Below are 24,054 nucleotides of genomic sequence, written 5' to 3'. Positions count from 1 at the left end.
CGCGCCCCGGCCGGCACCTGCCGCATCAGCTTCCTCGGTCGTCCCATCCAACACCTCCGTGATCAAGGTGTTGCGACGACCAGTTGAATTCACCCAGTGTGCGCTGACCTCTATGCCGGTCCCGCCGAGAAATCGGTATCTCATGGTCATGGGCCCGGACTCTAGGAGTTCGAGCACGCTCCAGCGCAAGGGGTGGCGAGGCGTCGCCCCGGATGCGACGGCTCCCGGGGCGATGCCTTCTGCCGGTGCGTCAGTCGGCGAGCGGCAGGTAGACCCGGTTGCCCGAGGCCGCGAACTCGGCGGACTTCTCGGCCATGCCCGCCTGGATCTCATCGGCCTTGAGGTCCCCGCCGTGCTGTCGGCGGATGTCCTGCGAGATTTTCATGGAGCAGAACTTGGGACCGCACATGGAGCAGAAGTGCGCGGTCTTGGCCGGCTCGGCCGGAAGGGTCTCGTCGTGGAACTCACGGGCGGTGTCCGGGTCGAGGGCCAGGTTGAACTGGTCCTCCCAGCGGAACTCGAACCGGGCGTCCGACAGCGCGTCGTCCCACTCCTGGGCTCCCGGGTGGCCCTTGGCCAGGTCCGCCGCGTGCGCCGCGATCTTGTACGTGATGACACCGGTCTTCACGTCGTCCCTGTTGGGCAGGCCCAGGTGTTCCTTGGGCGTGACGTAGCAGAGCATCGCGGTGCCCCACCAGGCGATCATCGCGGCGCCGATGCCCGAGGTGATGTGGTCGTACGCGGGCGCCACATCGGTGGTCAGCGGGCCGAGCGTGTAGAACGGCGCCTCCTCGCAGATCTCCTGCTGGAGGTCGATGTTCTCCTTGATCTTGTGCATCGGGACGTGGCCCGGGCCCTCGATCATGGTCTGCACGTTGTGCCGCTTGGCGATCGTGTTCAGCTCGCCCAGCGTCTTGAGCTCGGCGAACTGGGCCGCGTCGTTGGCGTCCGCGATGGACCCGGGGCGCAGGCCGTCCCCCAGCGAGTACGTGACGTCGTACGTCGCGAGGATGTCGCAGAGCTCCTCGAAGTTCGTGTAGAGGAAGTTCTCCTTGTGGTGCGCCAGGCACCACGCGGCCATGATCGAGCCGCCGCGCGAGACGATGCCGGTCTTGCGGCGGGCGGTCAGCGGCACGTAGGGGAGCAGCACGCCGGCGTGGACCGTCATGTAGTCGACGCCCTGCTCGGCCTGCTCGATGACCGTGTCCTTGTAGATCTCCCAGGTCAGGTCCTCGGCACGGCCGTCGACCTTCTCCAGCGCCTGGTAGAGCGGCACGGTGCCGATCGGGACGGGGGAGTTGCGCAGCACCCACTCGCGCGTGGTGTGGATGTTGCGGCCCGTCGAGAGGTCCATGACCGTGTCGGCGCCCCACTTGGTCGCCCACGTCATCTTGTCGACCTCCTCCTCGATGGAGGAGGTGACCGCGGAGTTGCCGATGTTGGCGTTGACCTTCACCAGGAACCGCTTGCCGATGATCATCGGCTCGATCTCGGGATGGTTCACATTGACCGGGAGCACCGCGCGGCCCGCGGCGATCTCCTCGCGGACCACCTCGGGGGAGACGTTCTCGCGGATCGCGACGTACTCCATCTCCGGGGTGATCTCGCCGCGCCGGGCGTACGCGAGCTGCGTGACGGCGACGCCGCCGCGGCCCCGGCGGGGCTGACGGGGCCGGCCAGGGAAGACCGCGTCGAGGTTCTTCAGGCCGCCGCGCGGCGACGTGTGCTTGATCCCGTCGTCCTCGGGGCGCGCGGGGCGTCCCGCGTACTCCTCGGTGTCTCCGCGCGCGATAATCCAGTTCTCGCGCAGCGGGGCGAGGCCCCGGCGGACGTCGGTCTCGATCTGCGGGTCGGTGTACGGGCCGGACGTGTCGTAGAGCGTCACGTCCTTGCCGTTGGTGAGGTGGACTTGGCGGACCGGCACCCGGATGTCGGGGCGGGAGCCCGCCGCGTACCCCTTGTGCCAGCCCGGCTGGCGCTCGGTCTGGCCGTCGGCGCCCTGGCTGACGGCAGGCGTGCGTGCGTCCTGAATGGTCATGAGACCTGATCTCCCTACGCCGGCATTACCCGGTAACAGGTTCGGCGGTCGACGCAGCCTCTCCCGTACGCATTGATGATGCGCGTACGGTGATCAGCGTCCTCTCAGCCCGGTGCTCCGAGCTCCCGCGTTGTGCAAAGGTGCCCCCACGCTAGCGTCATTCATGGCGTGCTGAACAGTGGGCCCCCTCATCTCTTGCGATGATCAGCCGGTGACGTCCTCGCCGCAACCCCCCACCGAGCCCACCGACCCCACCGGCCACGCCGGCCATGCGCACGCAGGCCACGGCCCCAGCGCCGGCCACTCCCACAGCCACAGCCACGGCCCGGCGGCCCCCGTCTCGAAGCACCTGCGCAAGGTCATCGCGGCCGTCCTGATCCCCTTCGCCACCGCCGTCTTCATCGGCCTGGTGGTGCTCTGGCCGGGCGGCGCGCCCGGCCACGAGCGCACGGGGGTCGGCTTCGACCGGCAGACGCAGCAGGGCAAGGTCGTCTCGCTGGCGTTCGTCGACTGCAAATCCGTGAATGCCTCACAGGTACCGTCGACCGGGGACACGTCCACTCCGGAAGGCCGCGAGGCCGAGGCCGCGCAGACCGGCGAGTGCAAGAAGGCCACGGTCGAGGTCGGCAGCGGTCCCGACAAGGGCCGGACCTTCGTGGAGGTCGTCCAGCCGGGCGCGCCGCGTCAGTTGGCGGATGGCCAGGAGGTGGTGGTCGCCTACGCTCCGGACGCCCCCCGCGACCTCCAGTATTCGGTGATCGACGTCAACCGGAAGTTCCCGATGGCGGTGCTGGCCGGCATCTTCGCGGTCTCGGTCGTCCTCGTCGGCCGGATGCGCGGGCTGTTCGCACTGATCGCACTGGCCGTCAGCTTCGGCGTGCTCACCCTCTTCATCCTCCCCGCCATCCTCCAGGGCTCGAACCCGCTGGTCGTGGCGATCGTGGGAGCGAGCGCGATCATGCTCAGCGCGCTCTACATGTGCCACGGCCTGACCGCCCGGACCTCGGTCGCCGTCCTCGGCACCCTCGTATCGCTGCTGCTGATCGGCCTGCTGGGTTCGGTGTTCATCGACTGGGCCTTCCTCAGCGGCAACACCGACGACAACACCGGTCTGATCCACGGCCTCTACCCGGACATCGACATGAGCGGTTTGCTGCTCGCAGGCGTGATCATCGGTTCGCTGGGCGTCCTCGACGACGTGACGGTCACCCAGACCTCCGCCGTCTGGGAGCTGCATCAGGCCGACCCGTCGATGGGGCCGCGCGGCCTCTACCGAGCCGCCATCCGGATCGGGCGGGACCACATCGCATCGGTCGTCAACACGCTGGTACTGGCCTACGCGGGCGCCGCGCTGCCCCTGCTCCTGCTGTTCTCCATCGCGAACAGCAGCATGGGGGCGGTGGCCAATAGCGAGCTGGTCGCGGTCGAGATCGTACGGACGCTCGTGGGCTCGATCGGGCTCGTGGCGTCGGTCCCGGTGACGACGGCGCTAGCCGCCCTCGTCGTCTCCGCCGACCGTCCGGGATCCCCGGCCGCCGGTCCGAACGCCGGCGCGAACCCGGGCCCGGCGCGCGGTGGTCGGGGCCGGCGGCGCAAGCGCTGACGACGGCGGGGCAACCGGGGCGGCGGGCGGGATACCGCGCGCCGCCGACGCGGCGGGTCATTTCCCGCCCGCCGCCGGCCGACGGCCTGTCCGCATTCCCGTTCGATGACTGTCAGTCATCGCTTCGCGGCGGTGCTCCGTCGCCTCAGCCGGCGTTCTGCTCGTTCTGCCGCGACTCGGCCAGGATCTTGCCAAGCGCCTCGTCGAGGTGCTCCTCGAAATCACCCAGATTCCTCTCCTGACCGAGCGGAACAAGCCGGTCGGTGCGGTCGAGGAACGCGACGAGCGGCGCCGCGCTCGCACGGAACAACGCCCGGTCGCCGCCTACCTGCAGACGGATGTGGACGTCGGACAGTTCCTCCGGGTCGGAGGGCGCGATGTGCACATCGCCCTCACCGCACGGCTTGTTGATGCCGTCGAGAAGGAGCTCCCGGCCGAACGCCCAGGTCACGGGCGCGTCTCCGGGAAGGTGGAAGGTAAGGCGGACTGCGTACGGATCACGAGCGTCGTACCGGAGTTCCACCGGAATCCGGAACGAGAGCTCCTCGGAAACGAGGAAGTTCATCATGACCTCTGCCTGTACCGACTCGCGCATTGCCTACCCCGCTGTTGTGGAAGTGGCCAGGAATGGTCCCCCAGGGCCTCTTGACAAGAGTGGTGGAAGCGCTTGCAGATCACAAGGAGTGAGTTTTCAGATACTGATAGAGAAGGAGAGGGTGTTCAACAGCGCGCCTACTTCACTCCGTAGTTGATCGACCGCAGACAGCAATCGACTTTCCTGGTGCAGAGGGAGAGAAATGGCCACGGTTGCGGGTGCATCGCCAGCCGCGATCGGAATGGCTGCGCACACGGTACCGAGGGAGTATTCCTGACGCTCGGTAACGGGCTGCATTCGTTCGAGGGATCCGATCCGGTACTCCAGGGAGTGCAGATCCTGAACGGTGTAAGGGGTGATGGCCTCGACCGGATGACGGTCGTAGTGGTCCTGGCGCGACTTCCCGTCGAGCTGGCCGAGCAGGCACTGGCCGATGGCGTGAGCGTGCCCGGTGGCACGGAAGTCGGCCCACTCCTCGCAGGCGGGGCTGGCCGGGGTGTCCGAGACGCCCACGACCTCGATCTCCCCCTCGCGATAGACCGCGAAGTAGACCGGGGCCCCGACCGCGTCGCGGAAGTGGGCGAGGGAGTCAAGGATCATGCTGCGACGTTTCTGCTGGATTCCGCCGCAGGCCAGACGCGCAGCCGCGTCACCGAGTACGAAGACCCCGTTCTCCCGGCGCAGGTAGCCCTCGTGCGTCAGGGTGCGCAGCAGGTGGTACGCGGTGGGGAGCGGGAGCCCGGCCTCTCGCGCCAGCTGTTTCGCCGGGGCTCCCCCACTGTGGGACCCCACGGCTTCGAGCAGTCTCAACGCCCGTTGCACAGAACCGATCAGCGTGGGCACACAGCCGTTGTGAACCGTGGACAAAGGTCACCCCCAGGCGTGGCGGCGGGCCTTCGGGGAGGCCCGCCCTGCGGGGGCCGCCCCCGCGCGTGCCGTGGCTCCTGGGGTCGTGCTCGGCGAGTGCATTGACGTCACCGCTGGTCAAGGCGGTGTTACCGGCTTTTCGGGTGCCCAGGTACCGGCACAGATTGCCACTCTATCCACCGATTCCCGGGGTGCGAGCGGTTTCGGGCCTTACGTTCCCTCACCTGGCTTAATCGCGGAACGGCACCGGCCGGACCCGGCTACCACTCCCGGGAAGAGGACTTCGAGCCGCCGCCGACCTTCTTCACCACGAAGACGAGACCGCCGACGAGGGCGGCGAAGAGGAGCAGCTTGAAGACGATCCCGATCAGCGCGCCGAGCACGCTGGTGATCACGCCGCCGAAGACGAACAGCACCAGCAGCGGAACGGCGACCCACTTAACCCACCAGGGCATGCCTGCGAACGTCTCTCGGATGCCGTCCATGTCCTCGACCTCTTCTTCCTCGACCTTGACTTCCTGCACTCGATGCTAGGAGCCGGCCGCTCCCTGCGGGGGCCCGTGAGCCCCCGGAGTCCCCTGATCCGCCCCCTAGGGGGACCAGGGGCGCGACCCTCAGCCGACCGGTCCGCTCAGCCCTCCGGCGGGGAGAACACCACCATCACCCGCAGGTCCTCGGTGATGTGGTGGAACTTGTGCGGCGCCCCCGCGGGCACGTAGACGACGCTGCCGCGCGCCACCGTCGTCGTCTCCTCCCCGACCGTGATCGAGGCACGGCCGCTCACGACGAAGTACACCTCGTCCTGGCGGTGCGGCGTCTGCGGGTCGCTGCGCCCCGCGTCGAGCGCGTACAGCCCGACCGACATGTTCCGCTCGCGCAGAAACTGCAGATAGGCGCCGTCATTGGCGGCCCGCTCCGCTTCGAGCTCGTCCAGCCGGAAGGCCTTCATCGTCCTCGTGCCCCTTGTGGTCAGTCGCGCCTTCGCATCCGCTGATCTGCGGATGTCCCGCCGGGATCTTCTCTGCAACGATCAGACACATGACGAATTTCGTAGTCAAGACGCTCGCCAACGCGGCTGCACTGGCCGTCGCCATCTGGCTCCTTGCCGACATCACTCTGGACGACGGCAGCAGCCTCGGGCGACGGACCCTCACCCTCATTCTGGTCGCCCTGGTCTTCGGCCTGGTCAACTTCATCGTCAAGCCCGTGGTGCGGCTGCTCTCACTGCCGCTGTTCGTCGTCACCCTGGGCCTGTTCACACTCGTCGTGAACGCCCTGATGCTGCTCCTGACCTCCTGGCTGGCCGAGCAGCTCGACCTGAGCTTCCACGTCGAGGGCTTCTGGACCGCCGTCCTCGGCGGCTTCATCATCTCCGTCGTCTCCTGGGCCCTGAACATGGTCCTGCCCGACAAGAATTGAGCCCGCCTCCCATGTACCGCGTGTGCTTCGTCTGTACGGGCAACATCTGCCGCTCACCCATGGCCGAGTCCGTGTTCCGCGCACGCGTCGCCGAGGCCGGACTCGACGGCCTGGTGGAGGTCGACAGCGCCGGCACCGGCGGCTGGCACGAGGGCGACGGCGCCGACCCGCGCACCGTCTCCGTCCTGGAGACCGCCGGCTACGCGCACGACCACCGGGCCCGGCAGTTCCGCTCCTCCTGGTTCGCCCGCCTCGACCTCGTCATCGCGCTCGACTCCGGGCACCTGCGGGACCTCCGGGCGCTGGCCCCCACGCCCGAGGACGCGGCCAAGGTCCGGCTGCTGCGGTCGTACGACCCCGCAGCCGGTGCGGAATCCGACGTACCGGACCCCTACTACGGCTCCCTCGATGGATTCGAGGAGTGCCTGAACCTGCTCGAGGCGGCGAGCCCGGGCCTGCTGGCCGCCGTACGCGAGGCCGTGAAGGAGCACACCGAGTGAACGACCACGACCGGGGCCGGCCCCTGGGCGACGGCACCATCGCCGTACGCGCCGGACTGCCCGAGCCCGTCAAGAACGAACCGACCCTTCCCGGGCCCGTCTTCGCCGCGCACTTCCACCTCCCCGGCGACGTGGAGGGCCCGTACACCTACGGCCGAGACACCAACCCCACCTGGACCCTGCTGGAGCAGGCCATCGGGGAGCTGGAGGCGCCCGGCCAGGACGTGCACACCGTCGTCTTCGCGTCCGGGATGGCGGCGATCTCCGCCGTCCTCCTCTCCCACGCGCACACCGGGGACACCGTCGTCCTGCCCGACGACGGCTACCAGGCCCTCCCGCTGCTGCGGGAGCAGCTGGAGGCGTACGGGATCCGCGTCCGCACCGCCCCGACCGGCGGGGACGCACAGCTCGAGGTCCTCGACGGCGCCCGGCTGCTGTGGATCGAGACGCCCTCCAATCCCGGCCTCGACGTCTGCGACGTGCGCCGCCTCGCGGACGCCGCACACGCCGGCGGGACGCTGGTCGCCGTGGACAACACCCTCGCCACCCCGCTCGGCCAGCGCCCCCTGGAACTCGGCGCGGACTTCTCCGTGGCCAGCGGTACCAAGGGCCTCACCGGCCACGGGGACCTGCTCCTCGGGTACGTCGTCTGCCGCGACCCCGAGCTGGCCGCGCGCGTCCGGAAGTGGCGGAAGGTCGTCGGCGCCATCCCCGGACCGATGGAGGCCTGGCTGGCCCACCGCTCCCTGGCCACCATCCAGCTCCGCACGCAACGCCAGGGGGAGAACGCGCTGGCCGTCGCCGAGGCGCTCGCCGGGCACGCCGACGTGACCGGTCTGCGCTATCCGGGCCTGGTCACCGACCCCTCCCACAAGACGGCCGCCCTCCAGATGCGCGGCTTCGGGTCGGTGGTCTCCTTCACCCTCCCCGACCGCGCGCACGCCGAACGCTTCATGGAGGCTCTGCGCCTGGTCGAGGACGCCACGAGTTTCGGTGGAGTGCGGTCCACGGCCGAGCGGCGCGGGCGGTGGGGCGGCGACGCCGTGCCGGAGGGGTTCATCCGCTTCTCGGCCGGCGCAGAGGACACCGCGGACCTGGTCGCGGACGTCCTGCGCGCCCTTGTCATCGCAGGTGGCGGCAGCTGAAGACGGTACGGAAGGGCGGTCCGAGCCTCCCCCCTAGTGGCTCGGACCGCCCCGGGTTCCGCGCGCGAAGAACCACGCGACAAGGCTAGTTGACTGCTCGTCAGAGTCCAATCACGGTGACGACAGGTGCCTATCCGGATATTTATAGTTGTAGGCCCCCACCGAGAGGCGCCGCCGTGGACCTGGCATTGCTGCGCACCTTCATCGCCGTCCACCGGGCCGGGTCGTTCACCCGGGCAGCAGCGCTCCTCGGACTGTCGCAACCCGCCGTCACCTCCCAGATCCGCACCCTCGAACGGCAGCTCGGGCGACCCCTGTTCCACCGGCGCGCACGCGGCGTCACCCCCACCGCGATCGGCGACGAGCTCGCCCACAAGGCCGCTCCCCACCTCGACGCCCTGCTGAAGATCACCGAGGCCGAGCAGGACGCCGCGGGCGAGCTCCGCACCCTCCACCTCGCCGGACCGCCCGAGTTCCTCAGCCTGCGCGTGCTCCCGGCCCTCGCGCCCCTCGTCGGCCGGGGCCACTCCCTGCGCACCACCTTCCGGACCGGGACCGAGGAGACCCTCGACGGGCTGGCCGCCGGCCACCACGACCTCGTCGTCACCACCGCCCAGCCCCGCGGGGAGCTGTTCAGCGCCACCGCCCTGTGCGACGAGGAGCACGTCCTGGTCGCCGCCCCCTACTGGGCCGCCTTCGTCGATCCGGAACGGCTGCGCGCCGAAGGCCCCGCGGCACTCGACGGCATCCCCCTGGTCGAGGTCCACGAGTCCCTGCCGCTCGTGGCCCGTTACTGGGCCGCCGTCTTCGACACCGTGCCCGACGCCGGGCTTCCCGCCGCCACCGTGGTCGTACCCGACCTGCGCGCCGTGCTGGAATGCGTCCGGGCCGGCGCGGGGCTCGCGGTCCTCCCGCGGTACCTGTGCCAGGAGGCCCTCGACTCCGGGAGGATCGTGGCCCTGCCCGAGCCCGCGGTCCCGCCGCTGCGCACCTGGTTCCTGGTCGTACGGGCCGGCAGCCTCGCCCTCGCGCACCTCGCGCGCGCCCACGACAGCCTCCTGCACGCCGCCGTGCGCTGGTGAGCCCGCATTGATCCGGCCGTGGCGCGTTTCAGAAGCGGAGCCGTGGGCCACTCTTCTCCCATGACCGAACGTCCTGTGGTCAAACGCACCGCCCGCGCGATTCTGCTCGACGGTGACGACCTGATCCTCATCAAGCGCACCAAGCCCGGCATCGATCCGTACTGGCTGACCCCCGGCGGGGGAGTCGAACCCTCGGACGCCACCGTCGTCGACGCCCTCCACCGGGAGGTCCACGAAGAACTCGGCGCGAAGATCACCGATGTGGTGCCGTGCTTCGTCGACACGGTCGAGCACATCGTCGAGCGTGGCGTGACCGGCGTGAAGGTGCAGCACTTCTTCGTCTGCCACCTCGAATCGATGGACCCCAGCCAACGGCACGGGCCCGAGATCGACGAGCCCGAGGGCGAGTACGAGATCGTCCGCGTGCCCTTCAGCCGGGTCGGCATCGCGGCCGTCCATCTCGTCCCGCTGTCCCTGCGGCACTACCTCGACGGCAACATCGAGGGCGTGCGCGCCATGCACGCCTCCGACCTCGGCTGACCCCACCCCACCGGCGGAGGCCTCGCGCCCCCGCCGACCGCTCACGTCACCGGCCGAGAACGTCGGGCTCCCCGCCGCTCTCAGCCGGCGACACCGGCCAGCTCCTCCACCTCGTCGTGGCGGATCCGCTCGTTGGGGATCCCGATCCGCCTGAGCTCGTTGACACCGCTGCGGATCATCGCGGGCGGACCCGACACGAAGGCGTCGTACGAGCTCCACGGCCCGTGGGGGCCCACGGCCTGCGGCAGTTGCCCGGCCAGACCGTCGCCGACCACCGGGCGCACCGACAGCCACGGGTGGGAGCGCTGCAGCCCCAGCAGGGTGTCCTTGTCGTACAGGTCGTTGTCGCTGCGCGCGCCGAAGAACACCTCCATCGGCCGCCGTTCGCCGTGCTCGGCAACGTCCTCGATCAGCGCCTTGATCGGCGCGATGCCGGTCCCGCCGCCCAGGCAGAGCATCCCGTTGTCCGTGGTGTGGTCCACCACCATCGACCCGGACGGCGGGCCGAGGCGCAGCACGTCTCCCGGGCGGGCGTGACGCACCAGCGCGTTGGAGACCCAGCCCGCGGGAACGGCCTTGACGTGGAAGGAGAGCAGCCCGTCGGAGCGCGGCGCCGAGGCGAAGGAGTAGTGCCGCCACACCCGGGGCCACCACGGGGTCTCCAGGCTCGTGTACTGGCCGGCCACGAAGGCGTACGGCTGGTCGGGGCGGACCGTCAGCACCGCGATGTCCGGGGTGCGCAGATCGTGGGAGACCACCTCCGCGTGCCACCAGGCCGGGGCCGCGTCCTGCGCCGCCGCGTCGATCATGATCTGGGAGATCGCGGTGTACGCCCGGACCCAGGCGGCCTCCGTCTCCGGTCCCCACGTCGCCTCCGCGTACCGGGCCAGCGCCCCGACGAGGGCCTCGCCCACGGCCGGGTAGTGACCGGGCAGGGTGCCGTACTTGCGGTGGCCGGTGCCCAGCCTGCGCAGGTACGGGACGAGCACGTCCGGGTTGTCGATGTGCTCGGCGGCCGTCAGCAGCGCCTTCAGCAGCCGGTCGCGCTGTACGTCCATGGCGGCGGGGAACAGGCTCCGCAGCTCCGGATGCCCTATGAACACCAGGGCGTAGAAGTACGAGGTCACCTTGTCGGCGACGGGGCCGATCTCCGCGAGGGTCCGGCGGATGAGCACGGCATCCGGCGAGGGCTCGGCCGTACCGGCCCCGGAGGGTATCGGGGCCGTCTCCCGTCTTGCCGATCTGGTGGGCGGAGCGTCCATGCGGTGCCTCGCTTCGAGCATCTCGGTCGGTCTGCACACGCCACGGGCCGTGCATCCGTGGTTCCGGGTTCCACAGCGTGCCAGCCGACCTTGAGCACTGCGGGGAAACGCGGAAATCTGCGTTTCGAGCCCCCTATCCCCTTAAGATGCCTCAGCTCCCGGGCGTGCCACCCCTACGAGCTGGTATGCCTCCCGGAGATCACGGCCCTCGTAGACATGAGTCGCGCGTTCCGCCAGGTAGGGCCGTGCATTGACCGCCACCGAAACCGGAACCACCTCGAAGAGCACGGAATCGGTAATCGAGTCCCCGTACGCGACGCAGTCGCCCCGGGTTACACCGAACTGCGTACACAGCCGGTCCGCCACGGTGACCTTGGCCTCGGGGGTGAGGATGCCGGCCACCTCCACGGGCCGGGTGAACGGCACCTCGGGGAAAACCGAGCCGTGCGCGGCATGCGCGCCCCACTCCAGCAGGAGCTCCACGAAGAAGGAGGGTGACAGCGAGATGACCGCGCAGTAGTCCCCTCGTTCCCGGATCTCGCGCCACACGTCCCGGATGCCGGCCAGCCACGGGGACCCGTCGAACGCCGCCCGGACGTGCGCGGGTGTCAGCCCGGCCCACAGCGCGTGAACTGCCACCGAGAACTCGTGGGGGGCCATCCGGCGCGCGCCGAAGGCCCGCTCCAGCTCCGCGATCTCGGCGCTCACCCCGAGCTGGCGGGAAATCTCGACCGGTGCCGCGGAGCCGTACATCAGGGTTCCGTCGAGGTCGAAGAGGTGGAGGGTGGTCATAGCCATGGAGATTAGTCCCTCTGATTCTCGCGAAACAGCTTGTTTCACGTGAAACAAGCGAGCGGTTTCACGTGAAACATCGGGGTCGTGTTTCACGTGAAACACCCGCCTCATCAACCCTCTGGACGGTCGGCGGCTGATGATCCAGTCTGAGTCGGTGACACCACCACATCTCACCGATCTACCGATCCGAGCACTGGCCGCGGACGACCTCCGCCGGTGCGCCGACCTGTCCGAAGATCGCGGCTGGCCCCGCGAGGACCACAAGTGGGGACTGCTGCTCGCCGCCGGAAACGGTTACGGCATGGACGCCCCCGACGGGCAGGGGCTCGCCGCCGCCTGCGTCGTCACCGGGTACGGCCTGGCCAACGGCCAACCGGAGCTCGCCGCCGTCGGGATGGTCCTCGTCGCCGACCGCTACGCCCGCCAGGGCCTGGGCCGTCGCCTGATGAGGCACGTGTGCGACGACGTGCTCAAGGGCGTCCCCCTCACCCTGCACGCCACCCCCTTCGGCCGCCCCCTCTACGAGGAGCTCGGCTTCGACACCACGGGCCGTGCCGAGATGCTGCGAGGGAACTTCCGGTACGAGGACGCCCCCGGTCCCTCCGGTGCCCCCGCAGTACGGCCGGCGCACGCCGAGGACCTTCCGCGCATCCTGCGTCTGGACGCCGAGGTGTTCGGCGCCGACCGTACGCACATGGTCATCCGGCTGCCGGCCTTCGCGGACCGCCTGCTCGTCGCCGAGGACGCCGACGGCACGCTCACCGGCTACGCCGCGACCTGGCCCAACATGGAGACCCATGTGATCGGTCCGCTGATCGCGCGTGACACCGGCACCGCCAAGGCCCTGGTCACCGCGCTGGCCACGGGAACCGACCGACCGCTGCGCACCGATGTCGACGTACGCCACGAGGAGTTCCTCGGCTGGCTGAAGGGGCGCGGCCTGGAGTCCGTGGCCTTCAACGCCGTCATGACGCGCGACATCCCCGGCCTGCCCGGTGACTGGACCCGGCGCTGGGCTCCGCTCACCGTCGCTGCGGGCTGAGAGAGGAACACACCCCGATGACCGATGTCTCCGAGCTGACCATCCGCCCCGCCACCGAGGCGGATCTTCCCGCTGTCGTCGCGATGCTCGCCGACGACCCCCTGGGCGCCGCACGCGAATCACCCGACGACCTCACCCCGTACCGGAAGGCCCTCAAGCACCTCTCGGAGGACCCGAACCAACACGTGGTCGTCGCGGTCCGCGCGGACCGCGTCGTGGGCACGCTCCAGCTGACGATCGTCCGGGGCCTCTCCCGCAAGGGGGCCACCCGCTCGATCATCGAAGGGGTCCGGGTGCACGCCGACGAGCGCGGCGGAGGCCTCGGCACCCTGTTCATCGAATGGGCCGTCGAGCAGTCCCGTACCGAGGGGTGCAGCCTCGTGCAGTTGACCTCGGACGTGACGCGCACCGACGCGCACCGCTTCTACGAGCGGCTCGGCTTCACCCCGTCCCACGTCGGGTTCAAGCTGGCCCTCTGAGCCGCAACGCCGACGGGCCGGGCCGCCGTGTCGGTGGCCCGGCCTAGGATCCGGAGGATGAGCGCAAGCCTTCCCCTCATCAGCACCGCCGAGCGGCGGCACCGGCTCGGCCGGCGTCACCGGCTGGCTCCCTCGTTCCGGGGCGCGACGGTGGTCCAGGCGGCGGACGCGGTGGTCGCCCTGCACGCCACGGACGCGGCGACGGTCTTCCTCTCCGCACGCGCCCGGCTGGCCGACGGCGGCCCCGACGCCGTCGAGCGGGCGCTCTACGAGGACGTCGGCCTGGTGCGGCTGCTGAGCATGCGCAACACGCTCTTCGCGGTCTCCACCACCCTGGCCCCGTACGTCGACGCCTCCACCGCCCGCGGCATCGCGGCCAAGGAGCGCCGTTCCCTCCTCAAGCACCTCGCCGAGGACGGGCAGGGTCTCGACGCCGAGTGGCTGGCCGGGGCGGAGGGGGCCGCGCTCGACGCCCTCGATGCCCGCGGCCCCTCCACGGGAAGCCAGCTGTCGGCTGCCGTGCCCCTTCTCCGCCAGAAGATCACCATCGACCCCGGCAAGAAGTACGAGGCGCAGACCGGCGTCGCCACGCGGGTCATCCGCCTGCTGGCCGCCGACGGCAGAATCCGGCGCGACCGGCCGCGCGGGTCGTGGACCTCCAGCCAGTTCCGCTGGGTCCACACGGAGCCCTGGCCCGCCCTGCCCGCGGCGGAGGCCCGCGCCGAGATCGCGCGGCGCTGGCTCGAGGCGTACGGTCCGGCCACCGAGGCCGACCTCAAGTGGTGGACCGGCTGGAGCCTCACCGATGTCCGCACGGCCCTGGCCGCCACCGGCACGGACCAGGTCCGACTCGACGACGGCACCACGGCGCTGGTGAGCCCCGGCGACACCGGCGCCGAGCCGGCCCCGGAACCCTGGGCCGCCCTGCTGCCGGCCCTCGACCCCAGCAGCATGGGCTGGGCGGACCGGGGCTTCCACCTCGATCCCGCCTACCGGCCCGCCCTCTTCGACTACGCCGGCAACATCGGCCCCACCGTCTGGTGGAACGGCAAGATCGTCGGTGGCTGGGCGCAGGGGTCCGACGGCCGGATCGTCTGGCGGGTGCTGGGCAGCCCGGGCCGTGCCGCCGAGAAGGCGATCACCGCGGAGGCCTCGCGCCTGGGCGCGTGGGTGGGCGACGCCCGCGTCACCCCGCGCATACGCACTCCGCTGGAACGCGAACTCGCGGCCTGACGGCGGCGCCGCCCCGCGCGGGAACGTCAGCCGATGCCGCGCCAGCCCTGCGGGTCGACCCCGCCGGGCACCGGGGCCTGCGCGTCGTACGGCTCCCGCGTGAACACGAACGACGCGAGGTCGAGGTGGCCGACCGAGCCGTCCTCGCGCCGCACCGCCCGCAGCGTCTCCCCCGCGTAGTAGCCGGACAGCCCCGTCCAGGTGCCGTCCGATTCCGCCCGGAAGCGCGCCGCCCGCCCGGTGGGGCCGACCGGCCCCAGCTCCAGCGAGCCGTCCGCGGCCAGCCGCACCACCTGGGCCGACGTACCCCAGTACCAGGGCCCGCACAGCTCCAGTGCCACCGGATCGGCCTCGCGGAACGGCCGCCACGGCTCCGGAAACCTCGGTTCCGCGTCGGCCACGATCGCCACCAGGTCGGCGGCCACCGCCGCGGACGGCAGGCCCGACGTGCAGTTCGCCAGGACCACCGCCGCCACGTCGTCCGCCTCGCCCACCCACAGTGCCGCGAGGAACCCCGGCAGCGAGCCGCTGTGCCCCGCGAGCCTGCGCCCGCCGTCGGACGTGAGTTGCAGGCCCAGCCCGTAGCCGGACTCTGCGACGCCCGGCTCCGGGGGTGAGGCCGGCGTACGCATCTCCCGTACGGTCCGCTCGCTCAGCACCCGCTCGTCACCCCGCAAGAGGAATCCAGCGAACCGGGCCAAGTCTCGGGTGGTCGACCACAGTTGACCGGCCGAAGCCATCAGGCCCAGGTCCTCCAGGGGTTCCGGCATCATCACGTCCGCCCACGGGTGCACCGCCCAGCCGCCGGCGTGGAGGGCCTGGGGCACCGCGCTCGTCCGGTCCAGCCCGAGCGGCTCCAGCACCTCCGCCCGCAGCACCTCCTCCCACGGCCTTCCGCGCAGTGTCTCGATGAGCGAGCCCAGCAGCGTGTAGCCCGGGTTGGAGTAGTGGAACCTGCGTCCCGGCACGTGCCGGAAGGGCTCCTCGCCCAGTACGTCGGCCAGTTCCGGCCGCGTCGATCCGGGCGTGCGCTCCCACCATTCACCGGGCGTCTCGGCGGCCAGTCCCCCGGTGTGGGACAGCAACTGGGTGATCGTCACCTCGCCGGCGCGGGTGCCCGGCACGTGCTTCTCCAGCGGGTCGGCAAGGTCCAGCAGCCCCTCGTCCCGCAGCCGCATCACCAGGACGGCCGTGAACGTCTTGCTGATGGAGCCGATCCGGTACTGGACGTTCCCGTCGGGGCCGTGCCCGGGAACGGAGGTCCGCGAGCCCTCCCAGACGACCGCCCCGCCCCGCGCGACGGCGGCCACCACGGAGGGGGCACGGCCCTCGCTCTGCGCCACGGCGATCCGGTGGCTCAACGCGCGGCGGGTGGCGGGAAGAAGGGCCAGGTCCTCAGGGAGCTCATCCATGAGCGGATGCTACGTGTTGGCCATGTCCACGAACCTCGAATAGTGGCCTTGGAAGGCCACTGTGATCGTCGCCGTCGGGCCGTTTCGGTGCTTCGCCACGATAAGGTCCGCCTCCCCCGCGCGGGGAGACTCCTTTTCGTACGCGTCCTCACGGTGCAGCAGGATCACCATGTCGGCGTCCTGCTCGATCGAGCCGGATTCACGCAGGTCGGAGACCATGGGCTTCTTGTCGGTGCGCTGTTCCGGTCCACGGTTCAGCTGCGAGAGCGCGATCACGGGGACCTCGAGCTCCTTCGCCAGCAGCTTGAGGTTTCGGGACATGTCCGAGACCTCCTGCTGGCGGCTCTCGGGACGGCGCGAGCCGCCCGACTGCATCAGCTGGAGGTAGTCGATGACGACGAGCGAGAGGTCGCTGCGCTGCTTGAGCCGGCGGCACTTCGCCCGGATCTCCATCATCGACAGGTTGGGGGAGTCGTCGATGTACAGCGGGGCGGCGGAGACGTCCGGCATCCGGCGGGCCAGCCGGGTCCAGTCGTCGTCCGTCATCGTTCCCGAGCGCATGTGGTGGAGCGCCACCCGGGCCTCCGCCGAGAGCAGGCGCATCGCGATCTCGTTGCGTCCCATTTCGAGAGAGAAGATCACGCTCGGCAGGTTGCTCTTGATCGAGCAGGCCCGCGCGAAGTCCAGGGCGAGCGTGGACTTGCCCATCGCGGGACGGGCGGCGATGACGATCATCTGACCCGGGTGCAGGCCGTTGGTCAGCGAGTCCAGGTCGGTGAATCCGGTCGGGACGCCTGACATCTGGCCGCTGCGGGACCCGATCGCCTCGATCTCGTCGAGGGCGCCCTCCATGATGTCGCCGAGCGGCATGTAGTCCTCGGACGTCCGCTGCTCGGTGACGGCATAGATCTCGGCCTGGGCACTGTTGACGATCTCGTCGACGTCGCCGTCGGCCGCGTAACCCATCTGCGTGATCTTCGTGCCGGCGGCCACCAGGCGGCGCAGGACCGCCCTCTCGTGGACGATCTCGGCGTAGTACTCGGCGTTGGCCGCCGTGGGAACGGACTGCACCAGCGTGTGCAGGTAAGAGGCCCCGCCGACCTTGCTGATCTCGCCGCGCCGGGTCAGTTCGGCGCCGACGGTGATCGGGTCGGCCGGCTCGCCCTTGGCGTAGAGGTCGAGGATGGCCTGGTAGATCGTCTCGTGCGAGGGCCGGTAGAAGTCGTGGCCCTTGATGACCTCCACGACGTCGGCGATCGCGTCCTTGGAGAGCAACATGCCGCCGAGCACCGACTGCTCGGCGTCGAGGTCCTGCGGAGGGACGCGCTCGAAGCCGCCACCGCCGCCTCCGCCACCCCCGCCGTCGTCGTCCCAGGAGCCGTCCTCACGGCCCCGCTCACGCCGGCCGTCCCCGCGGCCGCGGCCCTCGCTGTTACGGCGAGTACGGGCGGGCAGACGGTCACCTGGACCGCTGTCGGCCCAAGGGTCGTCCGTGGGCTCGGGCATGCTCACCGGGCCACCTCCTCCCGTCCGCAACGCGGACCTCGCCGTGTCACTCTTTCTACGACACGGCTCTGACATTTGGGGCACCCGGATCGGCTGTCGGCGAGTCGGGCAACGCACCACGGTAGGGCCGGGAGCGGCGTCAGCCAATCTTGTTATCCACAGGCTGTGTGGATGAGATGTGGACGACGGCGCCAATGCTGTGGGTAACTCCCCGGAAGCTGTGCACGGACCGGGGGACGACGCTGTGGACAAAATCACCCGCCCCACCCCGTTACCCATGCTGACCTGGGATTTCTTCCTCAGGGGCCTACGCGCCGGAAAAAAATTCGCCACTGTCTCAGGATCGCCTCCAACGGGGCGGAAAGAACGCCCAAGTCAGCGCATCGGTAAGGACCCTGGGAGCCTTGCATCCATTACCTGTGGAAGATTAGATTGACCGCATGACACAGGCCCCCGCCGCGCCGAAGGCTGCGCCGAGACGACACGACCGGGAGATCTTCGCTCTCGCCGTACCCGCCTTCGGCGCACTCGTCGCCGAACCCCTCTTCGTGATGGCCGACAGCGCCATCGTGGGACACCTCGGCACTCCCCAACTGGCCGGCCTCGGCATCGCCGCCGCACTCCTCACCACCGCCGTCAGCGTCTTCGTCTTCCTCGCCTACGCCACCACCGCGGCCGTCTCCCGCCGGGTGGGGGCAGGTGACCTCAGGGCGGCGATCCGGCAGGGCATGGACGGCATCTGGCTCGCCCTCCTGCTGGGCGCCGCCGTCATCGTCGTGGTCCTGCCCGCGGCGCCCTGGCTGGTGTCCGTCTTCGGGGCCTCCGACACCGTCGCCCCGTACGCCATCACCTATCTGAGGATCTCCGCGCTCGGCATCCCCGCCATGCTCATGGTGCTCGCCGCCACCGGTGTCATCCGCGGCCTCCAGGACACCCGTACACCGCTCTACGTCGCCATCGGGGGCTTCGCCCTCAACGGGGTCCTGAACGTCGCCCTCGTCTACGGCGCGGACCTCGGTATCGCCGGCTCCGCCTGGGGCACCGTCATCGCCCAGTGCGCCATGGCCGCGGCCTACCTCGTGGTCGTCCTCCGCGGAGCCCGGCGCCACAGCGCCTCATTGCGGCCCGATGCCACGGGGATCCGAGCCTGTGCCAAGGCCGGAGCGCCGCTGCTGGTCCGGACCCTGTCCCTGCGCGCCGTGCTGATGATCGCGACCGCCGTGGCCGCGCGCCTCGGCGACGCCGACATCGCGGCGCACCAGATCCTGCTCTCCTTGTGGAGCCTGCTCGCCTTCGCCCTGGACGCCATCGCCATCGCCGGGCAGGCCATCATCGGCCGCTACCTCGGCGCGGGCGACACCGCGGGCGCCAAGGCCGTCTGCCGCCGCATGGTCCAGTGGGGGATCGTCTCTGGCATCGTCCTCGGCCTGCTCGTGATCCTGGCCCGCCCGGTGTTCGTCCCCCTGTTCACCAGCGATCCGGCCGTGGACGACGTCCTGCTGCCCGCCCTGCTGGTGGTGGCCGTCTCCCAGCCGGTCTCCGGCATCGTCTTCGTCCTCGACGGGGTGCTGATGGGCGCAGGAGACGGCCGCTACCTGGCCTGGGCCATGCTGTTGACGCTGGCGGTCTTCATCCCCGCAGCCTTGCTCGTCCCGGCCTTGGGCGGCGGCCTGACGACCCTCTGGTGGGCCATGACGCTGATGATGCTGGTCCGCATGGTCACCCTCCAGCTCCGGGCCCGCTCGGGCCGGTGGCTGGTCGCGGGAGCCACCCGCTAGGGCGGTGTTTCACGTGAAACACGACGGCCGACCGTTGTTTCACGTGAAACAGCGCGTTCCCGACGGCTCCACACACGACGAAGGGCCGCACCCCCGCGGGGGTGCGGCCCTTCGTGTGCAGCCCTTAGGCGGCGACGACCTCGATGCCCACGTTCGCGGCCACGTCGGCGTGCAGACGCACGGAGACCTGGTACGAACCGAGGGTCTTGATCGGGGCGCCCAGCTCCACGCGGCGCTTGTCGACCTTCGGGCCGCCCGAGGACTCGATCGCCGTGGCGATGTCGGCCGGGGTAACGGAACCGAAGAGACGACCGGCGTCACCCGCGCGGGTGGCCAGACGGACCTTCACGCCTTCGAGCTTGGCCTTGAACTCGTTGGCCTGCTCGATGGTCGCGATCTCGTGGATCTTGCGGGCGCGGCGGATCTGCGCCACGTCCTTCTCGCCACCCTTGGTCCAGCGGATCGCGAAACCGCGCGGGACCAGGTAGTTGCGAGCGTAGCCGTCCTTGACGTCGACGACATCGCCGGCGGCACCGAGGCCAGAGACCTCGTGGGTAAGGATGATCTTCATTGGTCAGTCACCCTTTCCTTATCGCGCGGTGGACGTGTAGGGCAGCAGCGCCATCTCACGGCTGTTCTTCACAGCCGTGGCGACGTCACGCTGGTGCTGCGTGCAGTTGCCGGTGACGCGGCGGGCACGGATCTTGCCACGGTCGGAAATGAACTTCCGCAGCATGTTCGTGTCCTTGTAGTCCACGTACGCGGTCTTGTCCTTGCAGAACGCGCAGACCTTCTTCTTAGGCTTGCGCACAGGCGGCTTCGCCATTGTGTCTCTCCTGTGTGATCAAGAAGTGGGGGTGAGAGCTGCCCTAGAAGGGCGGCTCCTCCGAGTAGCCACCGCCGGTGCCGCCGGAGCTTCCGCCCCAGCCGCCCCCGCCGCCGCCCTGCGGCTGCTGGCCGCCGGCCGGCGCGCTGGACGCCCACGGGTCGTCGGAGGGACCTCCGCCGCCCTGCGGGGCGCCGGCACCGGGGGCTCCGCCCCAGTTGCCGCCGCCGCCACCCTGCTGCTGGCCGCCGCCGCCGTATCCACCCTGGCCACCGCGACCGGTGGTCTTGGTGACCTTGGCCGTGGCGCTCTTCAGGCTGGGGCCGACTTCCTCGACGTCCAGCTCGTAGACCGTGCGCTTGACACCCTCACGGTCCTCGTAGGACCGCTGCTTCAGCCGGCCCTGCACGATGACGCGCATGCCCCGCTGAAGGGACTCGGCGACGTTCTCCGCCGCCTGACGCCAGACCGAGCAGGTGAGGAACAGGCCTTCGCCGTCCTTCCACTCGTTGGTCTGCTTGTCGAAGATGCGGGGAGTGGACGCGACACGGAACTTCGCGACCGCCGCACCCGAGGGGGTGAAGCGCAGCTCGGGGTCGTCGACGAGATTGCCGACGACCGTGATGACGGTCTCGCCTGCCATGGGTGAACCTCTCGGCGGGGATTGCTGCTGGGCTGCTGTGCTACTCGGTCCCGATTACCGCTGAACCGAAGTTCAGTGGGTCTCGGGGCGAAGGACCTTGGTCCGGAGAACCGACTCGTTCAGGTTCATCTGTCGGTCAAGCTCCTTGACGACCGCAGGCTCGGCCTGAAGGTCGATGACCGAGTAGATGCCCTCGGGCTTCTTCTTGATCTCGTAAGCGAGACGACGACGGCCCCAGGTGTCGACCTTCTCGACCTTTCCGTTGCCCTCACGGACGACGGAGAGGAAGTTCTCGAGCAGCGGGGAGACAGCGCGCTCCTCGAGATCGGGGTCGAGGATGACCATCACTTCGTAGTGACGCATGTGGAACCCACCTCCTTTGGACTCAGCGGCCACGGTCGATCCGTGGCAGGAGGGTCGTGATGCGTACTGCACGACGTCCGTGAACAGACACCGCGCAGACCGTACAGACTACCCCGTCGACTCCTTCCGGTTGAAATCCGGCAGGAGGAGGCCACAATCTGTATCCATCGGGTGTGCTCGGTGCTATGCCCCCGGCCGGTCCGGAGACAGCCCCGCTGCACCGCTCTGCTTCAGCCAGGAGGTGCCTTCCGATGGCACAGGCAATGCGACGCCAGTCCTCCATCTCGCTCTTCGCGACCGACGGCAAGCCCCACCCGCTGCAGGACACCCTGATGGCGGTCACCCTGGTCCTCGGCGCCGTGGCGTTCGTCACGGCCTTCTTCGACCAGCTGCACCTGATCAGCTCGTGGGCGGGCCTGATCGGCATCCTGACCGGTGCGTACGGACAGTTCATCTCCGTCACGACACGCGAGCGCTTCGCGCTGATCATCGGCCTTGGCGCGTCTGCCTTCGGCTTCTACATGGGGATGGCCCACGGCGGCCTCTTCGGCGGCTGGCTGGGCTGACGGGACGCCTCCGCGACAGGGCGCCGGCCGCGAGTCGGCCCGGGCCCCGGCCCCGTCCCCCAGATGGGTGGCGTCCCTGTCGCAGTAGGCTTCGCGCCATAGCCAGCGAAGCCGCCGGAGGAGACGCCCCGCATGAGCCTGTCCCTGAGGACCATCAGCCGAGAGCAGCATCTGGGTTACCTCCAGAGCCTGCCCTCGGCGAGCCACTGCCAGGTCCCGGCGTGGGCCGACGTGAAGAACGAGTGGCGTTCGGAGAACCTCGGTTGGTTCGACGGCTCCGGCGAACTCGTCGGCGCCGCGCTCGTCTTGTACCGGCAGCTGCCCAAGGTGAAGCGGTACCTCGCGTACCTTCCCGAGGGACCTGTCATCAACTGGTACGCCCCCAACCTGGAGGAGTGGCTCCAGCCGATGCTGGCGCACCTCAAGCAGCAGGGCGCCTTCACGGTGAAGATGGGCCCGCCCGTCGTCATCCGTCGGTGGAACTCGACCGCCATCAAGGCCGGCATCCAGGACCCCGACGTCAAGCGCCTGCGCGATGTGGAGGCGTCGGTCATCGAACCCCGCGCGTTCGAGGTCTCGGACAAGCTGCGTCGCATGGGCTGGCAGCAGGCCGAGGACGGCGGCGCCGGCTTCGGCGACGTCCAGCCGCGCTACGTCTTCCAGGTGCCCCTGGCCAACCGCTCGCTGGACGACGTCCTCAAGGGCTTCAACCAGCTGTGGCGCCGCAACATCAAGAAGGCCGAGAAGGCCGGCGTCGAGGTCGTCCAGGGCGGCTACGAGGACCTGCCGACCTGGCAGCACCTGTACGAGATCACGGCCGAGCGCGACAAGTTCCGCCCGCGCCCGCTCAGCTACTTCCAGCGCCAGTGGACGGCCCTCAACTCCGAGGACCCCAACCGGATGCGGCTCTACATCGCCACGCACGAGGGGGAGCCGCTCGCCGCCGCCACGATGCTCACCGTGGGCCAGCACGTCTGGTACTCGTACGGCGCGTCCGCCAACCATAAGCGCGAGGTGCGGCCGTCGAACGCGATGCAGTGGCGCATGCTGCGCGATTCCTACGCGCTCGGCGCCAGCGTCTACGACCTGCGCGGCATCTCTGACACGCTGGACGAGAACGACCACCTGTTCGGCCTCATCCAGTTCAAGGTCGGCACGGGCGGCGAGGCCGTCGAGTACGTCGGCGAATGGGACTTCCCGCTCAACAAGGTGCTGCACAAGGCCCTCGACATCTACATGTCGCGGCGCTGACCCGCACCTCATCCCCACCCACACCACACACCGCTGCACCACGCAGCTCCACAGGAGAGGTTCCGGACGGGCATGGCGCTCACGCTCTACGTCGACACCGCGCGCTGGCGTGCGCACCAGAAGCAGATCCAGGACCAGTTCCCCGGGATGATCCCGGTCTGCAAGGGCAACGGCTACGGCTTCGGCCACGAAAGGCTGTGCGAGGAGGCGACCCGCATGGGCGCCGACGTCCTGGCCGTCGGGACGACGTACGAGGCCGCCAGCATCAAGGACTGGTTCGGCGGCGATCTGCTCGTCCTCACCCCGTTCCGGCGGGGCGAGGACCCGGTTCCGCTGCCGGACCGGGTCATCCGGTCGGTGTCCTCGCTGGACGGGGTCCGCGGTCTCGTGGGCGCCCGGGTGGTCATCGAGTGCATGAGCTCGATGCGCCGGCACGGCATCTCCGAGCAGGACCTCGGCCAGCTGCACAGCGCGATCGAGGACGTCCGGCTGGAGGGCTTCGCCCTGCACCTGCCGCTGGACCGCCCGGACGGCTCGGACGCCGTCGAGGAGGTCATCGGCTGGATGGACCGGCTGCGCGCGGCGCGGCTGCCGCTGCACACCATGTTCGTCAGCCACCTGCGGGCCCAGGAGCTGACGCGGCTCCAGCAGCAGTTCCCGCAGACCCGCTTCCGGGCCCGTATCGGCACCCGGTTGTGGCTGGGCGACCACGAGGCGACCGAGTACCGAGGCGCGGTCCTCGACGTCACGCGCGTCTCCAAGGGCGACCGGTTCGGCTACCGCCAGCAGAAGGCCGCGTCCGACGGCTGGCTGGTCGTGGTCGCCGGGGGCACCTCGCACGGGGTGGGCCTGGAGGCCCCCAAGGCCTTGCACGGCGTGATGCCGCGGGCCAAGGGCGTCGCCCGGGCGGGTCTGGCCACCGTCAACCGGAACCTGTCGCCGTTCGTGTGGGCCGGCAAGCAGCGCTGGTTCGCGGAGCCGCCGCACATGCAGGTGTCGATCCTCTTCGTGCCCTCGGACGCCACCGAGCCGAAGGTCGGCGACGAGCTGGTGGCGCACCTGCGCCACACCACCACGCAGTTCGACCGGGTGCTCGACGCCTGAGCCCG

At 70.0% G+C, this 24,054-nt stretch carries 26 protein-coding genes and 1 riboswitch; of the genes, 13 read left to right on the top strand and 13 right to left on the bottom strand.

Annotated elements, in window-relative coordinates; genetic code table 11:
- Nucleotides 1–250: 250 nt before the first annotated feature.
- Entirely contained in the window at nt 251–2,038 is a 1,788-nt protein-coding gene (gene thiC, locus ACFWTC_RS16945; RefSeq protein WP_383915882.1) for a phosphomethylpyrimidine synthase ThiC, read from the bottom strand.
- Nucleotides 2,033–2,177: riboswitch (TPP riboswitch) on the bottom strand. (Overlaps the previous gene by 6 nt.)
- 72 nt (nt 2,178–2,249) lie before the next feature.
- Here thiC and ACFWTC_RS16940 point away from each other — a divergent pair.
- Nucleotides 2,250–3,641, top strand: a complete 1,392-nt coding sequence (locus tag ACFWTC_RS16940) for a YibE/F family protein (protein ID WP_384027596.1) — start codon at nt 2,250–2,252, stop codon at nt 3,639–3,641.
- 145 nt (nt 3,642–3,786) lie between these two features.
- Here ACFWTC_RS16940 and ACFWTC_RS16935 read toward each other — a convergent pair whose 3' ends face one another.
- The 4 genes from ACFWTC_RS16935 to ACFWTC_RS16920 form a co-directional block, all read right to left on the bottom strand.
- Complete coding sequence (locus tag ACFWTC_RS16935; protein ID WP_384027598.1) at nt 3,787–4,236, bottom strand: SsgA family sporulation/cell division regulator; 450 nt, start codon at nt 4,234–4,236, stop codon at nt 3,787–3,789.
- A gap of 96 nt (nt 4,237–4,332) precedes the next feature.
- Nucleotides 4,333–5,079, bottom strand: a complete 747-nt coding sequence (locus ACFWTC_RS16930) for an IclR family transcriptional regulator (protein WP_384027600.1) — start codon at nt 5,077–5,079, stop codon at nt 4,333–4,335.
- A gap of 284 nt (nt 5,080–5,363) precedes the next feature.
- Nucleotides 5,364–5,588: a DUF5326 family protein gene (locus ACFWTC_RS16925; protein WP_351271010.1), complete on the bottom strand. Its 225-nt coding sequence runs from the start codon at nt 5,586–5,588 to the stop codon at nt 5,364–5,366.
- A 146-nt stretch (nt 5,589–5,734) separates the two neighbouring features.
- The gene (locus tag ACFWTC_RS16920; protein WP_383915889.1) at nt 5,735–6,052 is read right to left on the bottom strand and encodes a cupin domain-containing protein; all 318 of its coding nucleotides are present in this window, start codon (nt 6,050–6,052) and stop codon (nt 5,735–5,737) included.
- An 89-nt stretch (nt 6,053–6,141) separates the two neighbouring features.
- On the opposite strand from ACFWTC_RS16920, the gene ACFWTC_RS16915 reads away from it, so the two are divergent.
- From ACFWTC_RS16915 to ACFWTC_RS16895, 5 genes are all read left to right on the top strand, one after another.
- On the top strand, nt 6,142–6,522 hold the full coding sequence (locus tag ACFWTC_RS16915; RefSeq protein WP_383915891.1) for a phage holin family protein: 381 nt from the start codon (nt 6,142–6,144) through the stop codon (nt 6,520–6,522).
- An 11-nt stretch (nt 6,523–6,533) separates the two neighbouring features.
- Nucleotides 6,534–7,022 (top strand): low molecular weight protein-tyrosine-phosphatase, encoded by a 489-nt coding sequence (locus ACFWTC_RS16910; RefSeq protein ID WP_383915893.1) that lies wholly within the window; start codon nt 6,534–6,536, stop codon nt 7,020–7,022.
- Nucleotides 7,019–8,167 carry a cystathionine gamma-lyase gene (locus tag ACFWTC_RS16905; RefSeq protein ID WP_384027602.1) on the top strand — a complete coding sequence of 383 codons (1,149 nt, stop codon included), beginning with the start codon at nt 7,019–7,021 and terminating at the stop codon, nt 8,165–8,167. Before ACFWTC_RS16910 ends, ACFWTC_RS16905 begins: the two co-directional genes overlap by 4 nt.
- Before the next feature lie 176 nt (nt 8,168–8,343).
- A complete protein-coding gene (locus tag ACFWTC_RS16900; protein WP_383915897.1) occupies nt 8,344–9,249 on the top strand; it encodes a LysR family transcriptional regulator in 906 nt (301 codons plus the stop codon).
- A gap of 60 nt (nt 9,250–9,309) precedes the next feature.
- A complete protein-coding gene (locus tag ACFWTC_RS16895; protein ID WP_384027604.1) occupies nt 9,310–9,789 on the top strand; it encodes an NUDIX domain-containing protein in 480 nt (159 codons plus the stop codon).
- An 80-nt stretch (nt 9,790–9,869) separates the two neighbouring features.
- Here ACFWTC_RS16895 and ACFWTC_RS16890 read toward each other — a convergent pair whose 3' ends face one another.
- Nucleotides 9,870–11,072 (bottom strand): globin domain-containing protein, encoded by a 1,203-nt coding sequence (locus ACFWTC_RS16890; RefSeq protein WP_384027606.1) that lies wholly within the window; start codon nt 11,070–11,072, stop codon nt 9,870–9,872.
- A gap of 120 nt (nt 11,073–11,192) precedes the next feature.
- A complete protein-coding gene (locus ACFWTC_RS16885; protein ID WP_383916072.1) occupies nt 11,193–11,843 on the bottom strand; it encodes an HAD family hydrolase in 651 nt (216 codons plus the stop codon).
- 157 nt (nt 11,844–12,000) lie between these two features.
- Here ACFWTC_RS16885 and ACFWTC_RS16880 point away from each other — a divergent pair, with 157 nt between their 5' ends.
- Genes ACFWTC_RS16880 through ACFWTC_RS16870 form a run of 3 tightly spaced genes read left to right on the top strand, consistent with a single transcriptional unit; the run spans nt 12,001 to nt 14,600 of the window.
- Nucleotides 12,001–12,888, top strand: a complete 888-nt coding sequence (locus ACFWTC_RS16880; RefSeq protein ID WP_384074226.1) for a GNAT family N-acetyltransferase — start codon at nt 12,001–12,003, stop codon at nt 12,886–12,888.
- A 17-nt stretch (nt 12,889–12,905) separates the two neighbouring features.
- The gene (locus tag ACFWTC_RS16875) at nt 12,906–13,367 is read left to right on the top strand and encodes a GNAT family N-acetyltransferase (protein WP_383915905.1); all 462 of its coding nucleotides are present in this window, start codon (nt 12,906–12,908) and stop codon (nt 13,365–13,367) included.
- A gap of 57 nt (nt 13,368–13,424) precedes the next feature.
- The gene (locus tag ACFWTC_RS16870; protein ID WP_383915907.1) at nt 13,425–14,600 is read left to right on the top strand and encodes a winged helix DNA-binding domain-containing protein; all 1,176 of its coding nucleotides are present in this window, start codon (nt 13,425–13,427) and stop codon (nt 14,598–14,600) included.
- 26 nt (nt 14,601–14,626) lie between these two features.
- On the opposite strand, the gene ACFWTC_RS16865 is transcribed toward ACFWTC_RS16870, so the two are convergent.
- Both ACFWTC_RS16865 and dnaB read right to left on the bottom strand, forming a co-directional pair.
- Entirely contained in the window at nt 14,627–16,012 is a 1,386-nt protein-coding gene (locus ACFWTC_RS16865) for a serine hydrolase domain-containing protein (protein ID WP_384027610.1), read from the bottom strand.
- Nucleotides 16,013–16,021: 9 nt separating this feature from the next.
- The gene (dnaB, locus tag ACFWTC_RS16860; protein WP_383916074.1) at nt 16,022–17,518 is read right to left on the bottom strand and encodes a replicative DNA helicase; all 1,497 of its coding nucleotides are present in this window, start codon (nt 17,516–17,518) and stop codon (nt 16,022–16,024) included.
- A gap of 440 nt (nt 17,519–17,958) precedes the next feature.
- Between dnaB and ACFWTC_RS16855 the strand changes: the two genes are divergently transcribed.
- Entirely contained in the window at nt 17,959–19,296 is a 1,338-nt protein-coding gene (locus tag ACFWTC_RS16855) for an MATE family efflux transporter (RefSeq protein WP_383915911.1), read from the top strand.
- A 124-nt stretch (nt 19,297–19,420) separates the two neighbouring features.
- Here ACFWTC_RS16855 and rplI read toward each other — a convergent pair whose 3' ends face one another.
- From rplI to rpsF, 4 genes are all read right to left on the bottom strand, one after another.
- Nucleotides 19,421–19,867, bottom strand: a complete 447-nt coding sequence (gene rplI, locus ACFWTC_RS16850) for a 50S ribosomal protein L9 (protein ID WP_383915913.1) — start codon at nt 19,865–19,867, stop codon at nt 19,421–19,423.
- An 18-nt stretch (nt 19,868–19,885) separates the two neighbouring features.
- Complete coding sequence (gene rpsR / locus ACFWTC_RS16845; protein WP_005315025.1) at nt 19,886–20,122, bottom strand: 30S ribosomal protein S18; 237 nt, start codon at nt 20,120–20,122, stop codon at nt 19,886–19,888.
- A gap of 43 nt (nt 20,123–20,165) precedes the next feature.
- Nucleotides 20,166–20,765 (bottom strand): single-stranded DNA-binding protein, encoded by a 600-nt coding sequence (locus ACFWTC_RS16840; protein WP_383915915.1) that lies wholly within the window; start codon nt 20,763–20,765, stop codon nt 20,166–20,168.
- 72 nt (nt 20,766–20,837) lie between these two features.
- The gene (rpsF, locus tag ACFWTC_RS16835) at nt 20,838–21,128 is read right to left on the bottom strand and encodes a 30S ribosomal protein S6 (RefSeq protein WP_267721467.1); all 291 of its coding nucleotides are present in this window, start codon (nt 21,126–21,128) and stop codon (nt 20,838–20,840) included.
- A gap of 251 nt (nt 21,129–21,379) precedes the next feature.
- Here rpsF and ACFWTC_RS16830 point away from each other — a divergent pair, with 251 nt between their 5' ends.
- The 3 genes from ACFWTC_RS16830 to ACFWTC_RS16820 all read left to right on the top strand — a co-directional run bounded on the left by ACFWTC_RS16830 (nt 21,380) and on the right by ACFWTC_RS16820 (nt 24,049).
- Nucleotides 21,380–21,694, top strand: coding sequence for a hypothetical protein (locus tag ACFWTC_RS16830; RefSeq protein WP_383915917.1), 315 nt, complete (start codon nt 21,380–21,382; stop codon nt 21,692–21,694).
- Between the two features lie 132 nt (nt 21,695–21,826).
- Complete coding sequence (locus ACFWTC_RS16825; RefSeq protein WP_351270862.1) at nt 21,827–22,945, top strand: peptidoglycan bridge formation glycyltransferase FemA/FemB family protein; 1,119 nt, start codon at nt 21,827–21,829, stop codon at nt 22,943–22,945.
- A gap of 72 nt (nt 22,946–23,017) precedes the next feature.
- Nucleotides 23,018–24,049: an alanine racemase gene (locus tag ACFWTC_RS16820; protein ID WP_383915919.1), complete on the top strand. Its 1,032-nt coding sequence runs from the start codon at nt 23,018–23,020 to the stop codon at nt 24,047–24,049.
- Nucleotides 24,050–24,054: the final 5 nt, after the last annotated feature.

The sequence above is a fragment of the Streptomyces sp. NPDC058619 genome (assembly GCF_042717785.1).
GTDB lineage: Bacteria > Actinomycetota > Actinomycetes > Streptomycetales > Streptomycetaceae > Streptomyces.
This window is presented reverse-complemented; position numbering and strand designations above follow the sequence as displayed.